The sequence below is a fragment of the Gordonia sp. w5E2 genome (assembly GCF_036540975.1).
In the GTDB taxonomy this organism is placed as follows: Bacteria; Actinomycetota; Actinomycetes; order Mycobacteriales; family Mycobacteriaceae; genus Gordonia; species Gordonia jacobaea.
In genome coordinates this window covers 1,702,487-1,721,167 of record NZ_CP144213.1, presented here as the reverse complement: position 1 = coordinate 1,721,167, position 18,681 = coordinate 1,702,487, and the positions used below count along the sequence as shown (strand labels likewise).

The window sequence follows — 18,681 nt, the reverse complement described above, 5'->3', positions numbered from 1 at the left end:
GGCCGACGTGTCCAGCGGGGAGTCCGACGTGACAGGGGCCGATCGACGCTACGAGGTGATCCTCGGCTCGGCGTCGCCCGCGCGCCTGACGGTGCTGCGTAATGCGGGTCTCGACCCGAGAGTCGTCGTAGCCGACGTCGACGAGGACCACCTCCTCGGAACCATGGCGGCCGAGAATCCGGGCGACGCCGTGACGCGCCTCGCGCAGGCGAAGGCCGACTCGGTGATCGCAACCCTGTTGAACGAACGCGTCGACCACGCCGCATCCTCCGACGCGCAGACCCTCCCCGACCTCGTCGTGCTCACCTGCGATTCGATGCTCCTGTATCGAGGCACGCTGACGGGTAAACCACACTCGGCGCAGGTGGCGATCGAGCAGTGGAAGCGAGTGCGCGGCGACGAAGCCCAGCTCCTGACGGGCCACTGCGTGGCACACATCCGCGGACTCGACGTGGTGGGGCGTTCGGCGGAGTCCGCGTCGACGGTGGTCCGGTTCGCCTCCGTCGACGACGACGAGATCGAGGCTTATGTGTCGACGGGCGAACCGCTCGAGGTCGCTGGTGCGTTCACGCTCGACGGTCGTGGTGGGTGGTTCATCGCGGGCATCGAGGGCGATCCGTCGTCGGTGATCGGCATCGGACTCCCGACCGTTCGACACCTCTTGCGCCGCTTGGACATCCCCGTCACGTCCCTGTGGTCCCCCACCTCGACTGCGTAAGACCCGCGGCAAAGGTAATACCCGACACGACCACCCCGACGTGTCTAGGTGGTCACAGAACAACCGGTGAACCGCGCCCGCCCAACCGTGCGGGCGCATCGATGTCGACTAGGCTGAATTTCGCCGTCCTGCGCCGCCTGCGCCGTGGCCCGATCCGAGCTGGAGAATCTCACCGTGACTGTGGAAACCGATCCGAACCCGGCATTCGCCGGTTACGCGCACCCAGAGCGTCTGGTCACCACGCAGTGGCTATCCGCGCACCTGGGGGCCAAGGGTCTCAAGATCATCGAGTCCGACGAAGACGTCCTGCTCTACGACATCGGTCACATCCCGACCGCACAGAAGGTCGACTGGCACCTGCACCTGAACGATCACGTGGTGCGCGACTACATCGACGGCGAGCAGTTCGCAGAGTTGATGCGCAGCAAGGGAATCGAGCGCGACGACACCATCGTCATCTACGGCGACAAGAGCAACTGGTGGGCCGCATACGCACTGTGGGTCTTCACGTTGTTCGGGCACGAGGACGTTCGCCTGCTCGACGGCGGCCGCGACGCATGGATGTCGGAGGATCGCGACACCTCCTTCGACGTACCCGAGTACCCGCGCTCCGACTACCCCGTCGTCGAGCGCGACGATTCGTTGATCCGCGCCTTCGAGTCGGACGTACGCGCCTCGCTCGGTACCGAGCCGCTGGTCGACGTGCGTTCGCCGCAGGAGTACACCGGTGAGCGCACCCACATGCCCGACTACCCCGAAGAGGGCGCGCTGCGCGGTGGCCACATCCCGACGGCGATCTCGATCCCGTGGGCAAAGGCGGCACGCGCCGACAGTCGCTTCCGCTCACGCGCCGAACTCGACGAGATCTATGGCGACCTCGACCCCGAAACCCCGACCATCGCGTACTGCCGCATCGGCGAACGGTCGAGCCACACCTGGTTCGTGCTGACCCATCTACTCGGGTTCACACACGTGCGCAACTATGACGGGTCGTGGACCGAGTGGGGCAACGCTGTGCGCGTCCCCATCGCGGTCGGCGAAGAGCCCGGCGACGCACCCGCATAGGACACCCCGATGGGCACACTCCCCGCATCCCTCGCCGAGATCGTCGACGACTTTGCCGCGCTTGGCGATTCGGACAAGGTGACACTCCTCCTCGAGTTCGCGGGCGAACTCCCCGCGCTCCCCGACGACCTCGCGACCGAGGCGATGGAACCGGTACCGGAGTGCCAATCTCCGGTGTTCCTGTCGGTCGACGCGGCCGACGCCGACGCCGTGAGGCTCTATTTCAGCGCCCCACCCGAGGCCCCGACGACGCGCGGTTTCGCGTCGATCCTCGCCCAGGGCCTCGACGGCGAATCCGCCGACGCGATCCTCGCAGTGCCTGCCGACTTCTACCACGACCTCGGACTCGACGCCGCGGTCAGTCCGCTGCGCCTTCGCGGTATGGCCGGGATGCTCGGCCGGGTGAAGAACCAGGTGCGCAGTCAGACCGGTCGTCAGTGAAGTTCATCCAGATCCTCGAGGAGCCGATCGAACCGGGTGGCCTCGTCGAGTGGGTTCCGTCGGTTCCCGGCGGCCTCGGGGGTTGGCTCGACGACACACGGCTGACCTCCCACAACCACGAGCAGCATCTGCGCGACGCATTCGACTATCGCGTGCGCACCCGCAAGGAGGGCGGTCGCGAGTCGTGGCTCGGCCTGTCGATCAACTTCGACGAGCCGCTGTCGATTCCGGCAATCCGTGCAGCGTTGTCGCAGTGGATCGATCGCCACGAGGTGCTGCGCAGCCACGTCATCATCAAGGCCGACGGTCTACACCGGTTGAGCACGCCGGAGGGAACCGTTCAGCTGAAGATGGGCCGGATCGGCTGGTACACCGAGTCCGGTCCGCTACTCGAACAGATCGCGGGCGCCTTCGACCGCGCGACCGCACCGATGCAGTGGCCCGCCTACATGTTCGCGACGGTTGGCCGCGAATCGTCGTTCACGCTGCTGTTCGCCGCCGACCACTCGTTGGTCGACGGCTACTCGCTGATCATGGCCCAGCACGAGCTGATCACCCTCTACCGAGCCGCGCGCGACCGCACCGACGCGGCGCTGCCGGAGGTCGGCAGCTACGTCGACTTCAGCGCTCAGGAGCGACGACTCGCCGACCAGGCCGGAGCCGATCACCCCAGCGTGTCCACCTGGACGTCGTTTCTGAAGGCGGGCGCGGGCGACATGCCGCCGTTCCAGGTCCCGGGAGCGAACACCGCCGTCGCCGAGCCGCCCGATCCCGCTGTCGATGTCCCGCAGGAGTCGCTGTCGGGTGTCATCGTCGACGACGAGGCCGCCAACCGCTTCACCGCGGTGTGTTCCGAGGCGGGCGGCACTCTCACCGCAGGGATCCTCGCCGCGTTCGCGATCGTCCATCACCGCCGCACCGACGATCGAGAGTTCCGCTGCGTCCTGCCGCGGCACACACGAAACGAGCAGCGATGGCTCACCGCACTCGGGTGGTTCGTCGCCGTCGCCCCGTTCTGCCTCGACATGTCGGATTCGCCCACCTTCGACCAAGCGGTGGCCCGCGCAACCGACGAACTCAAACGCGCACGTCAGGGAGCATCGCTACCCTTCCTGCGCGTCGCCGACCTCATCGGCTACCGAGGTGAACCGCAGTTCGTCATCTCGTTCATCGACACTCGCTACGCTCCGGGGGCCGCCGAGGCGGACAGCGGTCGCGCCACGGTGATCAGAAGCCACAGTTACGCCCGCAACGAGGTCTTCATCTGGATCAACCGCACACCGTCGGGCATGCGTTTCTCGGCACGATTTCCCCAGGAGAGCCCTGCCGGCGACGTCGTCGGCCCCACTCTGGTCGCCGACCCAGAAGCACGCGCCGGAACGCCACCCGGTGAGATCATCCCCAACGAGGGACCGGTGCACGCCTACCTGCACGATTTCGCCGCATTCGTCCGGTCCGTCGGTGACGCAAGCACATTCAGTCCCACAGTGTGACCCCGAGCGCAACCGAACGATTGCTCGGTGGGCTAGGGTAAACCGCGGAACCCACCCGATAGACTCGAGTGGTTGACGTCGCCCAGGTGACACCCTCCAGGTGAGTGCACAGTCCACGTGACAACACCGCACAGGCGTGACACCGGTACGACGAAGCCGCACGAACAACAAACGAGTGGCGAGACGAGGGGGACGTCGCATACCGGCGGCAGTACCCCGTGAAGACAGCTCAGCACAGAGCCAGGCCCAGGAGATCAAGCAAGTGCCCAGTGAACAAGCGCCCAACTCCACGATCAGCTCCAGCTCGACGATCAACAAGGTCCTGATCGCCAATCGAGGAGAGATCGCGGTCCGCGTCATCCGCGCCGCGCGCGACGCCGGAATCCCCAGCGTCGCGGTCTACGCGGAACCTGATGCCAACGCCAAGTTCGTGAAGCTCGCCGACGAGGCCTTCGCCCTCGGCGGCCAGACCTCCGCAGAGTCGTACCTGGTCTTCGACAAGATCCTCGACGCCGCGGCGAAGTCGGGCGCCAACGCCATCCACCCCGGCTACGGATTCCTGTCCGAGAACGCCGACTTCGCCCAGGCAGTTCTCGACGCCGGCCTCATCTGGATCGGACCGTCGCCGCAGTCGATCCGCGACCTCGGCGACAAGGTCACCGCACGCCACATCGCGCTGAAGGCCGACGCCCCGATGGCTCCGGGCACCAAGGACCCGGTCAAGAACGCCGACGAGGTCGTCGAGTTCGCCAAGGAGTACGGCGTACCGGTCGCGATCAAGGCGGCGTTCGGCGGTGGCGGCCGCGGCATGAAGGTGGCCTACACCATCGAGGAGATCCCCGAGCTGTTCGAGTCGGCCACCCGTGAGGCCATCTCCGCATTCGGCCGCGGTGAGTGCTTCGTCGAGCGCTACCTCGACAAGGCGCGCCACGTCGAGGCGCAGGTCATCGCCGATCAGCACGGCAACGTGATCGTCGCCGGCACCCGCGACTGCTCGCTGCAGCGTCGCTTCCAGAAGCTTGTCGAGGAAGCACCCGCGCCGTTCCTCACCGACGAACAGCGCAATCGCATCCACTCGTCGGCGAAGGCCATCTGCCGCGAGGCGGGTTACTACGGTGCGGGCACCGTCGAGTTCCTCGTCGGCAACGACGGCCTGGTCTCGTTCCTCGAGGTCAACACCCGCCTACAGGTCGAGCACCCGGTCACCGAGGAGACGTCGGGTATCGACCTCGTCCGCCAGCAGTTCCGCATCGCCAACGGCGAGAAGCTCGAGTTCTCCGAAGATCCCGCACCGCGCGGACACTCCATCGAGTTCCGGATCAACGGCGAGGATCCGGGGCGCAACTTCCTCCCCGCTCCCGGACCGATCACCGTCTACAAGGAGCCGTCCGGCCCGGGTGTGCGCGTCGACTCGGGCGTCGAGCAGGGCGACGTCATCGGCGGACAGTTCGATTCGATGCTCGCCAAGCTCATCGTCACCGGCGAGAACCGCGAGCAGGCACTCGAGCGCGCCCGCCGCGCCCTCGACGAGTTCGAGGTCGAGGGACTCGCAACGGTCCTCCCCTTCGACCGTCACATCGTCACCAACCCCGCGTTCGTCGGCCATACCGATGAGAACGGCGTCGAGACATTCGACGTCTACACCAAGTGGATCGAGACCGACTGGGACAACCCGATCGAGCCCTACACCGGTGGCGCAGCCATCGAAGAGGACGATTCGGCGCCGCGTCAGAACGTGGTCGTCGAGGTCGGTGGCCGTCGCGTCGAGGTCTCGCTGCCCGGCGATCTCGCGCTCGGCGGAGGGTCGTCGAGCAACGGCGTCGTCCGCAAGAAGCCCAAGCCGCGCACACGCACCAAGGGTGCCGGTGCAGCCGCTTCGGGCGACTCGGTTGCCGCGCCCATGCAGGGCACCGTCGTCAAGATCGCCGTCGAGGAAGGCCAGGAGGTCTCCGCAGGTGACCTCGTCGTGGTGCTCGAGGCGATGAAGATGGAGAACCCGGTGACCGCGCACAAGGACGGTGTCGTGACCGGCCTCGCCATCGAGGCGGGCGCGGCCGTCACCCAGGGCACCGTGCTGCTCGAGATCAAGTAGCCGCCCACACCTACCCGATCGGGCCCGACTCATTTTCCGAGGAATTCCGATGGAACCGATCGAGATCAACGCGGGCGCCTGGTACCTACGCGGAGTCCGCGACGACGAGCGGATCTCCGACGCGGCAGCTTTACGCGACCTGGGCGTCGACGATCCCGAAGCCTATGTGCGGCAAGTAGATTCGGAGTGGTCCGACGAGTCGTCGTTCACCTGGGCGGTCTGCGAGCCGACGACGGGCGAGCTCGTGGCGACCGTGTCGGTCATTCTCGACGACGATCGCGCGAGGCTCGTCGGAGATACCCGCGACGGCTACGACGACGCGCTCGCTTCCGCGTATCCGGTCGTGGCCCGCTTCGCCACGGGAGCACTCGGCGTCAAGGTGTCCGACCCGCAGACGTGACGAGCATCAACTCCTCGTCGATGCACGCGCGAGTACGTTGAGTTGTAGGGAAGTAACGACCTACAGGAGATGGTTCACGATGGCAGAGTTCTCCACAGTTGCAGTGCTCGGTGCGGGCGTCCTCGGTTCCCAGATCGCATTCCAGACCGCGTACAAGGGATTCGACGTCACGTCCTACGACATCAATCAGCAGGCGCTCGACGCCGCGTCGAAGCGATACGACGAACTCGTCGAGACCTACAAGCGTGAGGTTCCCGGCGCCGCCGACGGCGCGGCGGAGGAAGCGCGCAAGCGCATCACCCTTACCGACGACCTCGCGAAAGCCGCTCAGGCCCAACTGATCATCGAAGCGGTGCCCGAAGTCCTCGAGCTCAAGCAGGACACCTACCGCAAGCTCAACGAACTGGCGCCGAAGGACACGATCTTCGCGACCAACTCGTCGTCGCTGCTACCGAGCGATCTCGAGTCGTCGACGGGTCGGCCCGACAAGTTCCTCGCGCTGCACTTCGCCAACCGGGTCTGGCAGTTCAACACCGCCGAGATCATGGGCACCAAGGACACCGACCCGGCGGTCTACGCCAAGGTGGTGAAGTTCGCCGACGAGATCGGCATGGTGCCCATTCAGATCCACAAGGAGAAGGCCGGGTACGTTCTCAATTCGCTGCTGATCCCGTTCCTCAACGCGGCACTCGAACTCGCCGCGGGCGGCTACGCCGATCCCAAGGATGTCGACAACACCTGGCGCATCGCCACCGGATCGCCGCTGGGACCGTTCCAGATCTACGACGTCGTCGGACTGATGACGCCGTACAACATCTTGATGAATGGCGATCAGGGCAACCGACACCTCGGCGCGTGGCTCAAACAGAACTACATCGACAAGGGCAAGCTCGGGATGGCCAGCGGCGAGGGGTTCTACACCTATCCCAAGCAGGAGCAACCCGCCTGAGATCGATGACGGCCCGGCGCTACGGCTCGTCGATGTCACGACCCGACGCCAGGTCCGCACAATCGACGGTTTCGACGTGCGCGCGCAGATATGCCGCGGCGCCGACATCGCCGTTCATCGAATCCATGACGGCCACAAGGTGGTCGGCTCCGAGATAGACCGGATGCCCCGGGGCGCCCCGATACGTCGCGCGCACCACGGCATCGCGTCGACGCCCCGACTGCCCGATGACGCGCGCAACCACCTCGCCGCCGACATCCGGCGTGTCAACAACATGTAAAACCACGCCGGCGACATTGTTCTTCTCAGTCGCCCACGTGAGTGCTGCGCGCACACTCGCCGACAGCCCATCGGCCCAGTCGCCGACGCGGATCGTCGCGGCACCGTCGGGGGCCTCCACGACCGCTGCGCCCATCGTCACGGCCACGTCGTCGCACCCGCCAACGGTCAGCGCCGATACCGCGTTCGCCAGCCACTCCCCTTGCGCTGCAAGTATTTTCGGTTTGCCGTAACGACGCCCCGCGCCCGCGGCGAGCACAACACCGACCACCGGATCGCCGCCGAAAAACTCGGGACGGTCCGCCGCGTCGGGACGTGCGATGTTCACGGGAGCCGATCGTAGTCGCGTGTCGGAGATCTCCGTTTTAACGTCGCGGAAACGTGCGCTTTCCGATGCGCGAGAAGTCGCGCGCGGGTCCACTATCTATCTGCTGACGCGCATCCCTTCGCCGTCGGCGCCACATTCGTGTGCGCGGAACACCACCATCCGTTGGAGGCGATCATGACAACCGAGGCGACGCCCGCGTCCCCGCCGGCGAAGAAGCGCAAGCGCGTGCACCCCGTCGATCAGGTGCCGCCACCCGGCAAACTCGTCGCGCTCGGTGCACAGCATGTCGTCGCGTTCTATGCGGGCGCGGTGCTCGTGCCGCTGCTGATCGCCCGCGCGATCAAACTCGACTCCGACGCACTGACGATGCTCATCACGGCCGACCTCTTCACCTGCGGAATCGCATCGCTGCTGCAGTCAGTCGGTATCTGGAAGATCGGCGTGCGTCTGCCGCTACTTCAGGGCATCACGTTCGCAACCCTCGCCCCGGTCATCCAGATCGCCAATCAACACGGCGGCGGTCGTGTCGGACTACAGACCGTCTACGGCGCGGTGATCGCCGCCGGTGTGTTCACCTTCCTCATCGCACCGTTCTTCGCGAAACTGATCCGCTTCCTGCCACCGGTGGTGACCGGCACACTGATCACGATCATCGGCGTGTGCCTGATCCCGGTCGGTGCGGGTGACGCCGTGACCAACCCGGCGGAGCATCTGCACGACAACGCCAACTGGAAGTGGGTCTGCTACACGCTCGGCACCATTCTGCTGATCGTGCTGATGCAGCGCTTCTTCCGCGGTTTCATGGCCACGATCGCTGTGCTCCTCGGTTTGGTCGTCGGCACCTTCGTCGCCTGGCTGTGCGGCGACGCCACGTTCAGTTCGGTCGGCGAGGCAGCATGGCTCGGCTTCACACCGCCGTTCGCCTTCGGCGCACCGAGGTGGGATCTCGTCGCCATCGTGTCGATGATCGTCGTCCTGCTGGTGGTCGCCGTGGAATCGACCGGATCGATCTTCGCCACGGGCGAGATCGTCGGCAAGCGCATCAAGAAGGAGGACGTCGCGGCGGGCGTGCGCGCCGACGGCGTCGCCACCATCTTCGGCGGCATCTTCAACTCGTTCCCGTACACGGCATTCTCCGAGAATGTCGGTCTGGTGCGCCTGACCGGAGTCAAGAGCCGCTGGGTTGTCGCATGTGCAGGCGTCATCATGATCATCCTGGGCTGCCTACCCAAGCTCGCGAAGATCGTCGAGTCGATTCCCGCCCCGGTGCTCGGTGGCGCCGCGCTCATCATGTTCGCGACGGTGGCCATCGTGGGTATTCAGACGCTCACCTCGGTCGACTTCACCGATCACCGCAACCTCATCATCGCGGCGACCTCGTTGGCAGTTGCGCTCTACGTGCAGTTCTCGCAGTCGTCGAGCCCGACCACCGTGATCGAGAAGGGCGGCGCTCACGTCGATGTACCCGCCCTCCCCGGCGTCGACCAATCGATGCCCAACATGATCCTGCAGATACCGTTCTCGACGGGTATCACCATGGGCGCTATCACCGCAATCCTGTTGAACCTCTTGTTCTTCCACATCGGACGACGCGGCCCGGCGGTCGCAGGCCGCGGTGCGATCACGCTCGACGCGGTCAACAAGATGAGCTTCGTCGAGTTCAACGAGACGTTCGGCGGCCTCGTGCAGAACGTCGACTGGGTGGTCGAACGCGCTTACGAGCAGCGTCCGTTCGAGGACGTGCACGATCTGCGCAGCGCCTTCCAAGAAGCCATGTTGACCGGTAGCGACGAGGAACAACTCCAGCTCATTCAGGCCTTCCCCGACCTCGGAGCCGAAGACGAAACCGGAGAGTTGACCGCGGTCGATCACAAGGGGTTGTCACACCTGGAGGAGACCGAGCACGAGAACGTCGTCGACCTCGCGAAAGCCTACAAGGAACACTTCGGGTTCCCGCTCGTCATCGACGCGCAGGAGGCCGAGCGTTACGACCGCGTGCTGCGCAACGGCTGGGCACGCATGGACAACTCCGAGACGTCGGAGAAGTCGTTCGCGCTCATCGAGATCGCGAAGATCGCCAACCACCGCTTCGACGATCTGGTGGCCGACGCCAACCCGCTGACGTCGGCTCGGTTCAGCCGTCAACCGGAACTCTCGTAGGCTGACCGCGTGCGACGAGTCGATTGGCGTGGCCTCCCGAGCTTCAACGAGCTGTCCGAACTGCGTGCGATCAGCACACTGTACGAATGCTGTAGCTCGTCGATCTGGGCGTTACGTGTGGCCAAGGCGCGGCCCTTCGTCGACGACGAAGCGCTCCTCGAGTACGCCGATCTGATTCTCGCCGAACTGACCGAGTCCGACCTCGACGAGGCGCTGTCCGGGCATCCCCGCATCGGAGACCGCCCCGACAACGCCTCGTCGAGCAGAGAGCAGTCCGGGGTCACCGGCGCCGACCCCGAGGTACTCGCAGAGCTCAAACAGCTCAACAAGGAGTACGACGAGAAGTTCGGACACGTCTACCTCGTGTTCGCCAACGGACGTCCCGCAGAAGAACTGCTCGCGATCCTCAAGGAGCGCATCCGCAACGACGCGCCGACCGAACGACGTGTCATGCGCATGGAGCTCGCGAAGATCAATCGCAGTCGGCTGCAACGGATGTTGACTCCCGCCATCGAGTTCGTCGACGACTAGGCTGACCCCTATGACCGGTCTGTCCACCCACGTACTCGACGCCACCAGTGGTGCGCCCGCCGTCGGAATGTCGATCACACTGCGAGATGTCGACGGCGAGCGCCTCGCGTCGGGAACCACCGACAGCGACGGCCGCATCTCACAGGTCAACGTCGACCCGCTCGCCCCGGGCACCTACCACCTCGTGTTCGCGACGGCGGATTGGTTCGGCGCCAACGGAATTGTCGGCTTCTACCCGCAGATCGACATCTGCTTCACCGTCGACGACCCCAACCGGCACTATCACGTACCGGTGCTGCTGAGTCCCTACTCGTATTCGACGTACCGCGGGAGCTGACGCTCACGCGTCCCGGGTGACCGGAGTGTAGGGCGAGATGTCGTATGCGGTCTGAACCAGCTCGGCACGCTTGCCGTCGTTGAGCGTCCGGTCCCACTGCGCCGAGACCTGTGACTTGATGTCGTCAACGGTGTGGGCGGGCAGCACGTGTCGGTAGTCGGTGTCGGCACCGGTGAGCACGTCGAGGGTGACCTCGATGACTTCCTCCGGGTCGAACTGCTCATGCGGGAACGAGAGCTTCTCGTAATCGAAGAGCCGGGTTGACGGATCGTCTTCCCACGACTTCCACGCCTCGAACATCGTGTCGTTGAAGCCGGTCAGGAATGGGCCGGGGTTGATCGTCGCCACCGTGATCCCGTACTCGCTGAGCTCTTGATCGAGCGCGTCGGCAAACGCTTCGACCGCGTGCTTCGACCCGGCGTAGGCACCGGTGAACGGGTCGACGGTGAGGCCGGCCACCGACGACATGAACACGATCTTGCCCCCGCCCTTGGCGACCATGGCCTTCGCGATCGGCTGGGTCAGCAGAATCGGTCCGAAGACGTTGACCTCGAACTGCCTCCGGATATTCGCGGCGGGAATGTCCACCGACGACCCGCCCTCGGAGATTCCCGCGTTGTTCAGCAGTACGTCGACGTCCCACTGGGCCGCTTTGTCGCGATCTCCTTCGTCGGTGACATCGAGCTTCTCCACGCGCAGGTCGACGCCGCGTTCCTTCGCCTCGGCGCGCAGGACATTGACCTGCGCGATGATCTCGACGCCTGCGATGACGTCGTGGCCCTGCTCCGCGAGGCGCAGTGCGACCTCCTTGCCGAAGCCGCTGCCTGCACCGGTGATGAGATACGTGGTGTTCGTTTGATCAGTCACCTATCTGGTTCGGAACCGTTGGGTTCGCGGATTCATGGCGATGGTCGTCTACTAGGTCACAACGGTGAGGCTGACGACAAAAAGGCTGCGCTATGCTGCAACGGCAGCTGGTTCGCCCGCCGGGAATTGTGATGGAGCCCCTCCGTCCCGCGCGCGGCGTCGAATCCGGCCACCGTAATCGGCGGTCGGGTGAGAGGGAATCCGGTGAGAATCCGGAACTGTCCCGCAGCGGTATGTCGGAACGACCGCCGTCACCAAGCACTGGGCACGAGCCCGGGAAGCGACGGCCACTAGGAATCTCACCTCGTGTGAGCCCGCCGACGAGTCCGAAGACCTGCCTCCTGTACCGGTCGCGCCGCGACCGGTGGCTCGCCGCCTCGTGGACCGGGCGCAGGTCGATCAGCGTGTCGTGGTGTCTTCTGCACACCACCCGGGGCTTGTCGACTCTCCCTGCATGGCGGTGAACCGTCCACGTCGAATGCAGGAGTTCACGAACTCATGTCCATCAATTCAGCAGACACCACTGTCTCCACGACGGCGTCCGATCAGGTTGGCAGGCCGTTCACCGCCACCGTGCCCGGCACTCCGCGGATCGGCCCGCGCCGCGAACTCAAGCGGGCCATCGAAGGCTACTGGGCGGGCCGCGTCAGCGCCGCCGAGCTCGAGCAGACCGCAGCCGGACTGCGCCGCGACACCGTAGAACAGTTGGCCGCAGCCGGTTTCGACTCGATCCCGGTCAACACCTTCTCGTACTACGACCAGGTACTCGACACCGCGGTCCTCCTCGGTGCACTCCCCCGCCGGTTCGACGGCATCGCCGATCCACTCGACCGATACTTCGCCGCGGCACGTGGCACCGCGGACATCGCTCCACTGGAGATGACCAAGTGGTTCGACACCAACTACCACTATCTGGTCCCCGAAATCGGCGGCGACACCACGTTCGGACTGCACCCCGACAAGGTTCTCGGCGAGATCGCCGAAGCCCGGGCGCGCGGCGTCGACGCCCGACCCGTCATCATCGGGCCGATCACCTTCCTGGCACTCGCCAAGGCCGTCGACGGCGCGCCCGCGCCACTGACGAGGATTGACGATCTGCTCGGTGTGTATGAGCAGCTATTCGCACAGCTCGCGCAGGCCGGAGTCGCGTGGGTCCAGATCGACGAGCCGGTTCTCGTCACCGACTATGCCGAAGACCTTCCCGCACTGGCCAATTCGGTGTACTTGAGGCTCGGTGCCGTCACCGAGCGTCCTGCGCTCTTCGTCAACACCTACTTCGGTGACCCCGGTGCGTCTCTCGCCGCCCTGGCGCGTACACCGGTCGAAGCCATCGGCGTCGACCTTGTCGAGGGCTCGGTCGACTCGGTCGTCGTGGTCCCAGAACTCGCCGACAAGCTGCTGGTCGCAGGCGTCGTCGACGGTCGCAACATCTGGCGCACCGACCTCGACAAGGCGCTCGCCACCCTCGGCACCTTGTTGGGATCGGCACGCGCGCTTGCTGTTTCGACGTCATGCTCGACGCTGCACGTGCCCTACACGCTCGACGCCGAGGACGAACTCGACGACAACCTGCGAGGCTGGCTGGCATTCGCCGCGCAGAAGTATGACGAGGTCGGGGTTCTCGCCCGCGCACTGCGCAACGGTCGGGAGTCGGAGCGGGAGGCCTTCGAGGCGTCCGCCGCGGCGCTGGCCACCCGCACAAGCGATCCGCGGCCGCATGTCCCGGCGGTGCGTGCTCGCCTGGCGGCCGTCACAGACACCGACATCACGCGGATGCCTGCTGCAGAGCGCATCGCGGCACAGAATTCACAGCTCGGACTTCCTCCGCTGCCGACCACCACGATCGGCTCCTACCCGCAGACCTCGGCGATCCGACTTGCTCGTGCCGCGCTGCGTTCGGGCGAGATCGACGAGTCGGAGTACGAGCGACGGATGCGCGCCGAGATCGCCGATGTGGTTGCGCTGCAGGAGAAACTCGGACTCGACGTACTGGTTCACGGCGAGCCCGAGCGCAACGACATGGTCCAGTACTTCGCCGAACAACTCGACGGCTTCTTCGCCACCGCCAACGGGTGGGTCCAGTCGTACGGAACCCGGTGCGTCCGGCCGCCGATCCTCTACGGCGACGTCGTCCGCACGCAGCCGATGACCGTCGACTGGATCACCTTCGCGCAGTCGCTGACCAACAAGCCGGTCAAGGGAATGCTGACCGGTCCGGTCACGATCCTCGCCTGGTCGTTCGTCCGTGACGACCAGCCGCTCTCGGAGTCGGCCGATCAGATCGCGTTGGCTATCCGCGACGAGACCGTCGACCTCGAGAAGGCCGGAATCACCATCATCCAGGTCGACGAGCCCGCACTGCGTGAGCTCCTTCCGTTGCGAGATGCGGACAAGCAGCGCTACCTCGACTGGGCGGTGCGCGCGTTCCGCTTATCCACCTCGGGTGTCGCCGACTCGTCGCAGATCCACACCCACCTCTGCTACTCGGAGTTCGGTGAGGTCATCGGCGCGATCGCCGACCTCGACGCCGACGTCACGTCGATCGAGGCGGCCCGCTCTGCGATGGAGATCCTCGACGATCTCAACGCCGTCGGATTCTCGAACGGCGTCGGCCCCGGCGTCTACGACATCCACTCGCCACGGGTACCGGGCACGGCGGAGATCGAACGGTCACTGCGCGCAGCGTTGAAGGCGGTTGGCCCGCAACGACTCTGGGTCAACCCCGACTGCGGACTCAAGACCCGCACACCCGGCGAGGTGATCGCGTCGCTGACCAACCTGGTCACCGCCGCGACGACTGTGCGGGCTGACGTCGAGGTCTGATACTGGCCGGGAGTCGACGGGATGAGTCCATCTCGTCGATTCCCTGTCGATCGTCTCGTATCGTTTCAGTCATGATCATCGACGCGCTGGTCGGAGAGATCATCGACCTCGCGAACACCCGCTCCCGCGTGGTCGTCGGATTCACCGGCCCACCGGGAGCGGGTAAGACGACGGTCGCGCGTCGGGCGACACTCGAACTCGCCGACCGCCTCGGCGACGCTCACATCGGGTACCTCCCCATGGATGGCTTCCATCTCGCGACGCCGATGTTGCACCTACTCCACCGAACCGAACGGCGCGGGGCCCAGGACACCTTCGACGTCGACGGATTCGTTTCGACACTCCGCAGGGCCGCCACGCCGGACACCGAGGTCTACGCACCAGATTTCGACCACAACCTCGGCGAACCGATCGCAGCAGCCGCCCTGATCCCCGCACCGGCGAGAATCGTTGTGGTCGAGGGCAACTACCTCGGATTCGACGGCGCGTGGGCCCCTGTCCGTCGACTCATCGACCGCATGTGGTTCGTCGACCTACCCGACGCCATCCGACATGAACGCCTCCTGGCCCGGCACGTGGCCACCGGGCGGACCGTCGACGATGCTCTCGAGTGGATCAGGCGCGTCGACGACCCGAACGCCGCGCAGATCAGGGCGACCCGGGCACACTCCGACGCCGAGCTCGACGCCACCACGATCGACTGACCGCCGGGGCTCGAGCTGCACGGCCGCGTGGGGCGCTGCCGAACCCGCGCGGCCTCAGCCGATTTCGATCAGCAGGTCGCCGGGCGCGACTTGCTGCACGGACGTCACCGCGACCCGGGCGACCTTGCCGCCGACCGGCGCGGTGATGGTCGCCTCCATCTTCATGGCCTCGATCGTGCCGATCGCCGCGCCCGCTGCGATCTCGTCGCCGACGTTCACCGACAGCGACACGACGCCCGCGAACGGTGCGCCCACGTGGTTCGGGTTCGCCCGATCGGCACGCTCGGCGGCGGCGACCTTGGAGTCGACGGACCTATCTCGCACTGCTACCGGCCGCAACTGTCCGTTGAGCACACACATCACCGTGCGCATGCCCTTCTCGTCGGGTTCGCTGATCGCCTCGAGGCCGATCAGCAATTCGACGCCCGGCTCGAGTTCCACTCGGTGCTCGTCGCCGTAGCGCAGTCCGTAGAAGAACTGATTGGCCGACAGCCTCGACGTATCCCCGTAGGTTTCCTGATGCTCCTCGAATTCCCTTGTCGGACCGGGGAACAACAGCCTGTTGAGGGTTTCCTGCCGCGGTCTGCCCGCTGTGTCGAGTGCGGTGTCGTCGGCCGCACTGAGTTCTTCGACGGGGCGCGGCGCCGTACGACCGGCGAGTGCACGGGTACGCAACGGTTCCGGCCACCCACCCGCGGGCTCGCCCAGTTCGCCACGGAGAAAACCTATGACGGAGTCGGGGATGTCGTAGGAACCGGGGTTGGCGGCAAAGTCAGCGGGCGCGATGCCCTGCCCGACGAGGGCGAGAGCAAGGTCGCCGACGACCTTCGACGACGGCGTCACCTTGATCAGACGCCCCAGCATCGCATCGGCGGCAGCGTAGGCCTCTTCGACGGCCTCGAAGCGGTTACCGAGCCCCAACGCGATGGCCTGCTGACGCAGATTCGACAACTGGCCGCCCGGGATCTCGTGCGAGTAGACGCGCCCGGTCGGTGCGGGAACACCGGACTCGAAGGGGGCGTAGACCTTTCGCACCGCTTCCCAGTACGGTTCCAGGTCGCAGACCGCCTTGAGGTCCAGCCCGGTGTCGCGTTCGGTGTGCGCAAACGCCGCGACGATCGCCGACAGTGGCGGCTGACTCGTCGTGCCGGCCAAGGGTGCCGACGCGCCGTCGACTGCGTCTGCCCCCGCGTTGACGGCCGCGAGGTACGTCGCCAACTGCCCACCAGGGGTGTCGTGGGTGTGGACGTGGATCGGCAGATCGAACTCGCTTCGCAACGCACGGACCAGCTTGTCGGCCGCAGGTGCACGCAGCAGACCCGCCATGTCCTTGATGGCCAGCACATGCGCGCCTGCGTCGACGATCTCCTCCGCCAGGCGCAGGTAGTAGTCGAGCGTGTAGAGCTTCTCGTCGGGGTTCGCGAGGTCGCCCGTGTAGCTCATCGCGACCTCGGCGACCGCGCGATCGGTCTCCAGTACCGCGTCGATGGCAGGTCGCATCTGTTCGATGTTGTTGAGCGCGTCGAAGATTCGGAAGATGTCGATGCCCACGTCCGTCGCCTCGGCGACGAATGCCGTCGTCACCTTCTGCGGGTACGGCGTGTAGCCGACGGTGTTGGCACCGCGAAGCAGCATCTGCAGGCAGATGTTGGGTATCTCTTCACGCAACTGCGCCAACCGATCCCACGGATCTTCCTTCAGGAACCGCAGCGCGACGTCGTAGGTGGCACCGCCCCAACACTCGACGGACAGCAACTGCGGGGTCGTCGCCGCGACATACGGTGCGACGGCGAGCATTCCGCTCGTCCGTACGCGCGTCGCGAGCAGCGACTGATGGGCGTCGCGGAACGTCGTGTCGGTGACACCGACCGCCGCGCGCTCACGAAGGTCACGCGCAAAACCGCTGGGCCCCAAGGTCAACAGTCGCTGCCGCGAGCCGTCGGGTGGTGCGAGTAGTTGCGCACGGTCGAGGGCAGGAAGCTTGTCGCGCGGGTACACCGTGCTCGGACGTTCCCCATGCGGCTTGTTGACCGTCACGTCCGCGAGATACGAGAGGATGCGCGTGCCGCGGTCTGCCGATCCACGCGAATTCAACAACCACGGGCGGTCTTCGATGAACGACGTCGTCACGTGTCCCGCAGCGAAGTCGGCGTCGTCGAGCACCGCCTGCAGGAACGGAATATTGGTGGCCACACCGCGAATGCGGAACTCCGCCAAGGCACGTCGTGCGCGCCGCACCGCGGTGTCGAAGTCGCGACCCCGGCAGGTCAGCTTGACCAGCATCGAGTCGAAATGGCCGCTGATCTCTCCGCCGAGGACCGCACCGCCGTCGAGTCGGATGCCGGCACCCCCCGGCGTGCGGTAGGCGGTGATACGCCCGACGTCCGGACGGAAACCATCCGACGGATCCTCGGTGGTGATACGGCACTGTAGTGCTGCTCCACGGATGGCGATCGAGTCCTGACTCAACCCCAGGTCGTCGAGCGACTGCCCCGACGCCACCCGCAACTGCGCACCGACAAGGTCGACGTCGGTGATCTCCTCGGTCACCGTGTGCTCCACCTGAATGCGCGGATTCATTTCGATGAAGACGTGCCGTCCCTGTTCGTCGACCAGGAATTCAACGGTCCCGGCGCACGAGTAGCCGATCTGCTTGGCGAACGCGACGGCGTCGGCGCAAATCCGCTCACGCAGTTGCGGATCGAGATTCGGCGCCGGTGCCAATTCGACGACCTTCTGGTGCCGACGCTGCACGCTGCAGTCACGCTCGAAGAGGTGAATGACGTTGCCCTGCGTGTCGGCCAGGATCTGCACCTCGATGTGGCGCGGATTGATCACGGCCTGCTCGAGAAACACCGTCGGGTCGCCGAACGCGGTATCGGCCTCGCGCGACGCCGCCGAAATGGCTTCGGCGAGATCCTCGCGCTTTGCGACGCGACGCATACCGCGGCCACCGCCACCGGCGACCGCCTTGACGAACAATGGGAACTGCATGTCGGCGGATGCCGCGACCAACTCGTCGACGTCGGCCGACGGCTCCGAGGACGCCAGGACCGGCAGACCGGCAGCCTTCGCCGCAGCGACAGCCTCAGCCTTGTTGCCGGTCAACTCGAGTACGTGCGCGGGCGGTCCGACGAACGTGATGCCGTGCTCGGCACACGCCGCCGCCAAGCCCGCGTTCTCCGACAGGAAGCCGTAGCCGGGATACACCGCATCTGCACCCGAATGCAGTGCGGCGCCAATGATCTCGTCGACGGACAGATACGCACGGACCGGATGTCCCGGTACGCCGATCTGGTACGACTCGTCGGCCTTCAGTCGGTGCAGCGAATTGCGGTCCTCGTACGGGAACACCGCGACGGTTCCTGCCCCGAGCTCGTATGCCGCACGAAAGGCACGGATCGCGATCTCTCCACGATTTGCGACCAGGACTTTCTCAAACATCTCGGGACACAACTTTCGTTCGTCGAATACACGTTGCCCGGGCAGGCACC

At 65.8% G+C, this 18,681-nt stretch carries 15 protein-coding genes and 1 riboswitch; of the genes, 12 read left to right on the top strand and 3 right to left on the bottom strand.

Annotation, left to right across the window (positions count from 1 at the left end):
* The first annotated feature begins 7 nt into the window (after positions 1-7).
* The 7 genes from RND64_RS07835 (at position 8) to RND64_RS07805 (ending at position 7,158) form a co-directional block, all read left to right on the top strand.
* On the top strand, positions 8-718 hold the full coding sequence (locus tag RND64_RS07835) for a Maf family protein (RefSeq protein ID WP_083444405.1): 711 nt from the start codon (positions 8-10) through the stop codon (positions 716-718).
* A gap of 174 nt (positions 719-892) precedes the next feature.
* Positions 893-1,783: a sulfurtransferase gene (locus tag RND64_RS07830; protein ID WP_049699787.1), complete on the top strand. Its 891-nt coding sequence runs from the start codon at positions 893-895 to the stop codon at positions 1,781-1,783.
* Positions 1,784-1,792: 9 nt separating this feature from the next.
* A complete protein-coding gene (locus tag RND64_RS07825) occupies positions 1,793-2,224 on the top strand; it encodes a SufE family protein (protein ID WP_049699528.1) in 432 nt (143 codons plus the stop codon).
* Entirely contained in the window at positions 2,221-3,717 is a 1,497-nt protein-coding gene (locus RND64_RS07820; RefSeq protein ID WP_049699529.1) for a condensation domain-containing protein, read from the top strand. The genes RND64_RS07825 and RND64_RS07820 overlap by 4 nt, the downstream gene beginning before the upstream one ends.
* 262 nt (positions 3,718-3,979) lie before the next feature.
* Positions 3,980-5,809 carry an acetyl/propionyl/methylcrotonyl-CoA carboxylase subunit alpha gene (locus RND64_RS07815; RefSeq protein WP_200903267.1) on the top strand — a complete coding sequence of 610 codons (1,830 nt, stop codon included), beginning with the start codon at positions 3,980-3,982 and terminating at the stop codon, positions 5,807-5,809.
* A gap of 49 nt (positions 5,810-5,858) precedes the next feature.
* Complete coding sequence (locus tag RND64_RS07810; RefSeq protein ID WP_049699530.1) at positions 5,859-6,209, top strand: hypothetical protein; 351 nt, start codon at positions 5,859-5,861, stop codon at positions 6,207-6,209.
* 79 nt (positions 6,210-6,288) lie between these two features.
* Positions 6,289-7,158 (top strand): 3-hydroxyacyl-CoA dehydrogenase, encoded by an 870-nt coding sequence (locus RND64_RS07805; protein WP_049699531.1) that lies wholly within the window; start codon positions 6,289-6,291, stop codon positions 7,156-7,158.
* Between the two features lie 19 nt (positions 7,159-7,177).
* Here RND64_RS07805 and RND64_RS07800 read toward each other — a convergent pair whose 3' ends face one another.
* Positions 7,178-7,765: a nucleotidyltransferase family protein gene (locus RND64_RS07800; protein ID WP_235434383.1), complete on the bottom strand. Its 588-nt coding sequence runs from the start codon at positions 7,763-7,765 to the stop codon at positions 7,178-7,180.
* Positions 7,766-7,939: 174 nt separating this feature from the next.
* Between RND64_RS07800 and RND64_RS07795 the strand changes: the two genes are divergently transcribed.
* Genes RND64_RS07795 through uraH form a run of 3 tightly spaced genes read left to right on the top strand, consistent with a single transcriptional unit; the run spans position 7,940 to position 10,793 of the window.
* Positions 7,940-9,925, top strand: a complete 1,986-nt coding sequence (locus RND64_RS07795) for a solute carrier family 23 protein (protein ID WP_049699790.1) — start codon at positions 7,940-7,942, stop codon at positions 9,923-9,925.
* A 9-nt stretch (positions 9,926-9,934) separates the two neighbouring features.
* Complete coding sequence (gene uraD, locus RND64_RS07790) at positions 9,935-10,456, top strand: 2-oxo-4-hydroxy-4-carboxy-5-ureidoimidazoline decarboxylase (protein ID WP_049699532.1); 522 nt, start codon at positions 9,935-9,937, stop codon at positions 10,454-10,456.
* A 10-nt stretch (positions 10,457-10,466) separates the two neighbouring features.
* Complete coding sequence (gene uraH, locus RND64_RS07785) at positions 10,467-10,793, top strand: hydroxyisourate hydrolase (protein WP_049699533.1); 327 nt, start codon at positions 10,467-10,469, stop codon at positions 10,791-10,793.
* Positions 10,794-10,796: 3 nt separating this feature from the next.
* On the opposite strand, the gene RND64_RS07780 is transcribed toward uraH, so the two are convergent.
* A complete protein-coding gene (locus tag RND64_RS07780; protein WP_049699534.1) occupies positions 10,797-11,660 on the bottom strand; it encodes an SDR family oxidoreductase in 864 nt (287 codons plus the stop codon).
* 165 nt (positions 11,661-11,825) lie between these two features.
* A riboswitch (cobalamin riboswitch) is annotated at positions 11,826-12,016 on the top strand.
* 142 nt (positions 12,017-12,158) lie between these two features.
* Between RND64_RS07780 and metE the strand changes: the two genes are divergently transcribed.
* Both metE and RND64_RS07770 read left to right on the top strand, forming a co-directional pair.
* On the top strand, positions 12,159-14,483 hold the full coding sequence (gene metE, locus RND64_RS07775; RefSeq protein ID WP_049699535.1) for a 5-methyltetrahydropteroyltriglutamate--homocysteine S-methyltransferase: 2,325 nt from the start codon (positions 12,159-12,161) through the stop codon (positions 14,481-14,483).
* Between the two features lie 71 nt (positions 14,484-14,554).
* A complete protein-coding gene (locus RND64_RS07770; protein ID WP_049699536.1) occupies positions 14,555-15,187 on the top strand; it encodes a fructose transporter in 633 nt (210 codons plus the stop codon).
* Between the two features lie 54 nt (positions 15,188-15,241).
* Here the strand turns inward: RND64_RS07770 and RND64_RS07765 are convergent, their stop codons facing one another.
* Positions 15,242-18,631, bottom strand: a complete 3,390-nt coding sequence (locus tag RND64_RS07765; protein ID WP_049699537.1) for a pyruvate carboxylase — start codon at positions 18,629-18,631, stop codon at positions 15,242-15,244.
* Between the last annotated feature and the right edge of the window lie 50 nt (positions 18,632-18,681).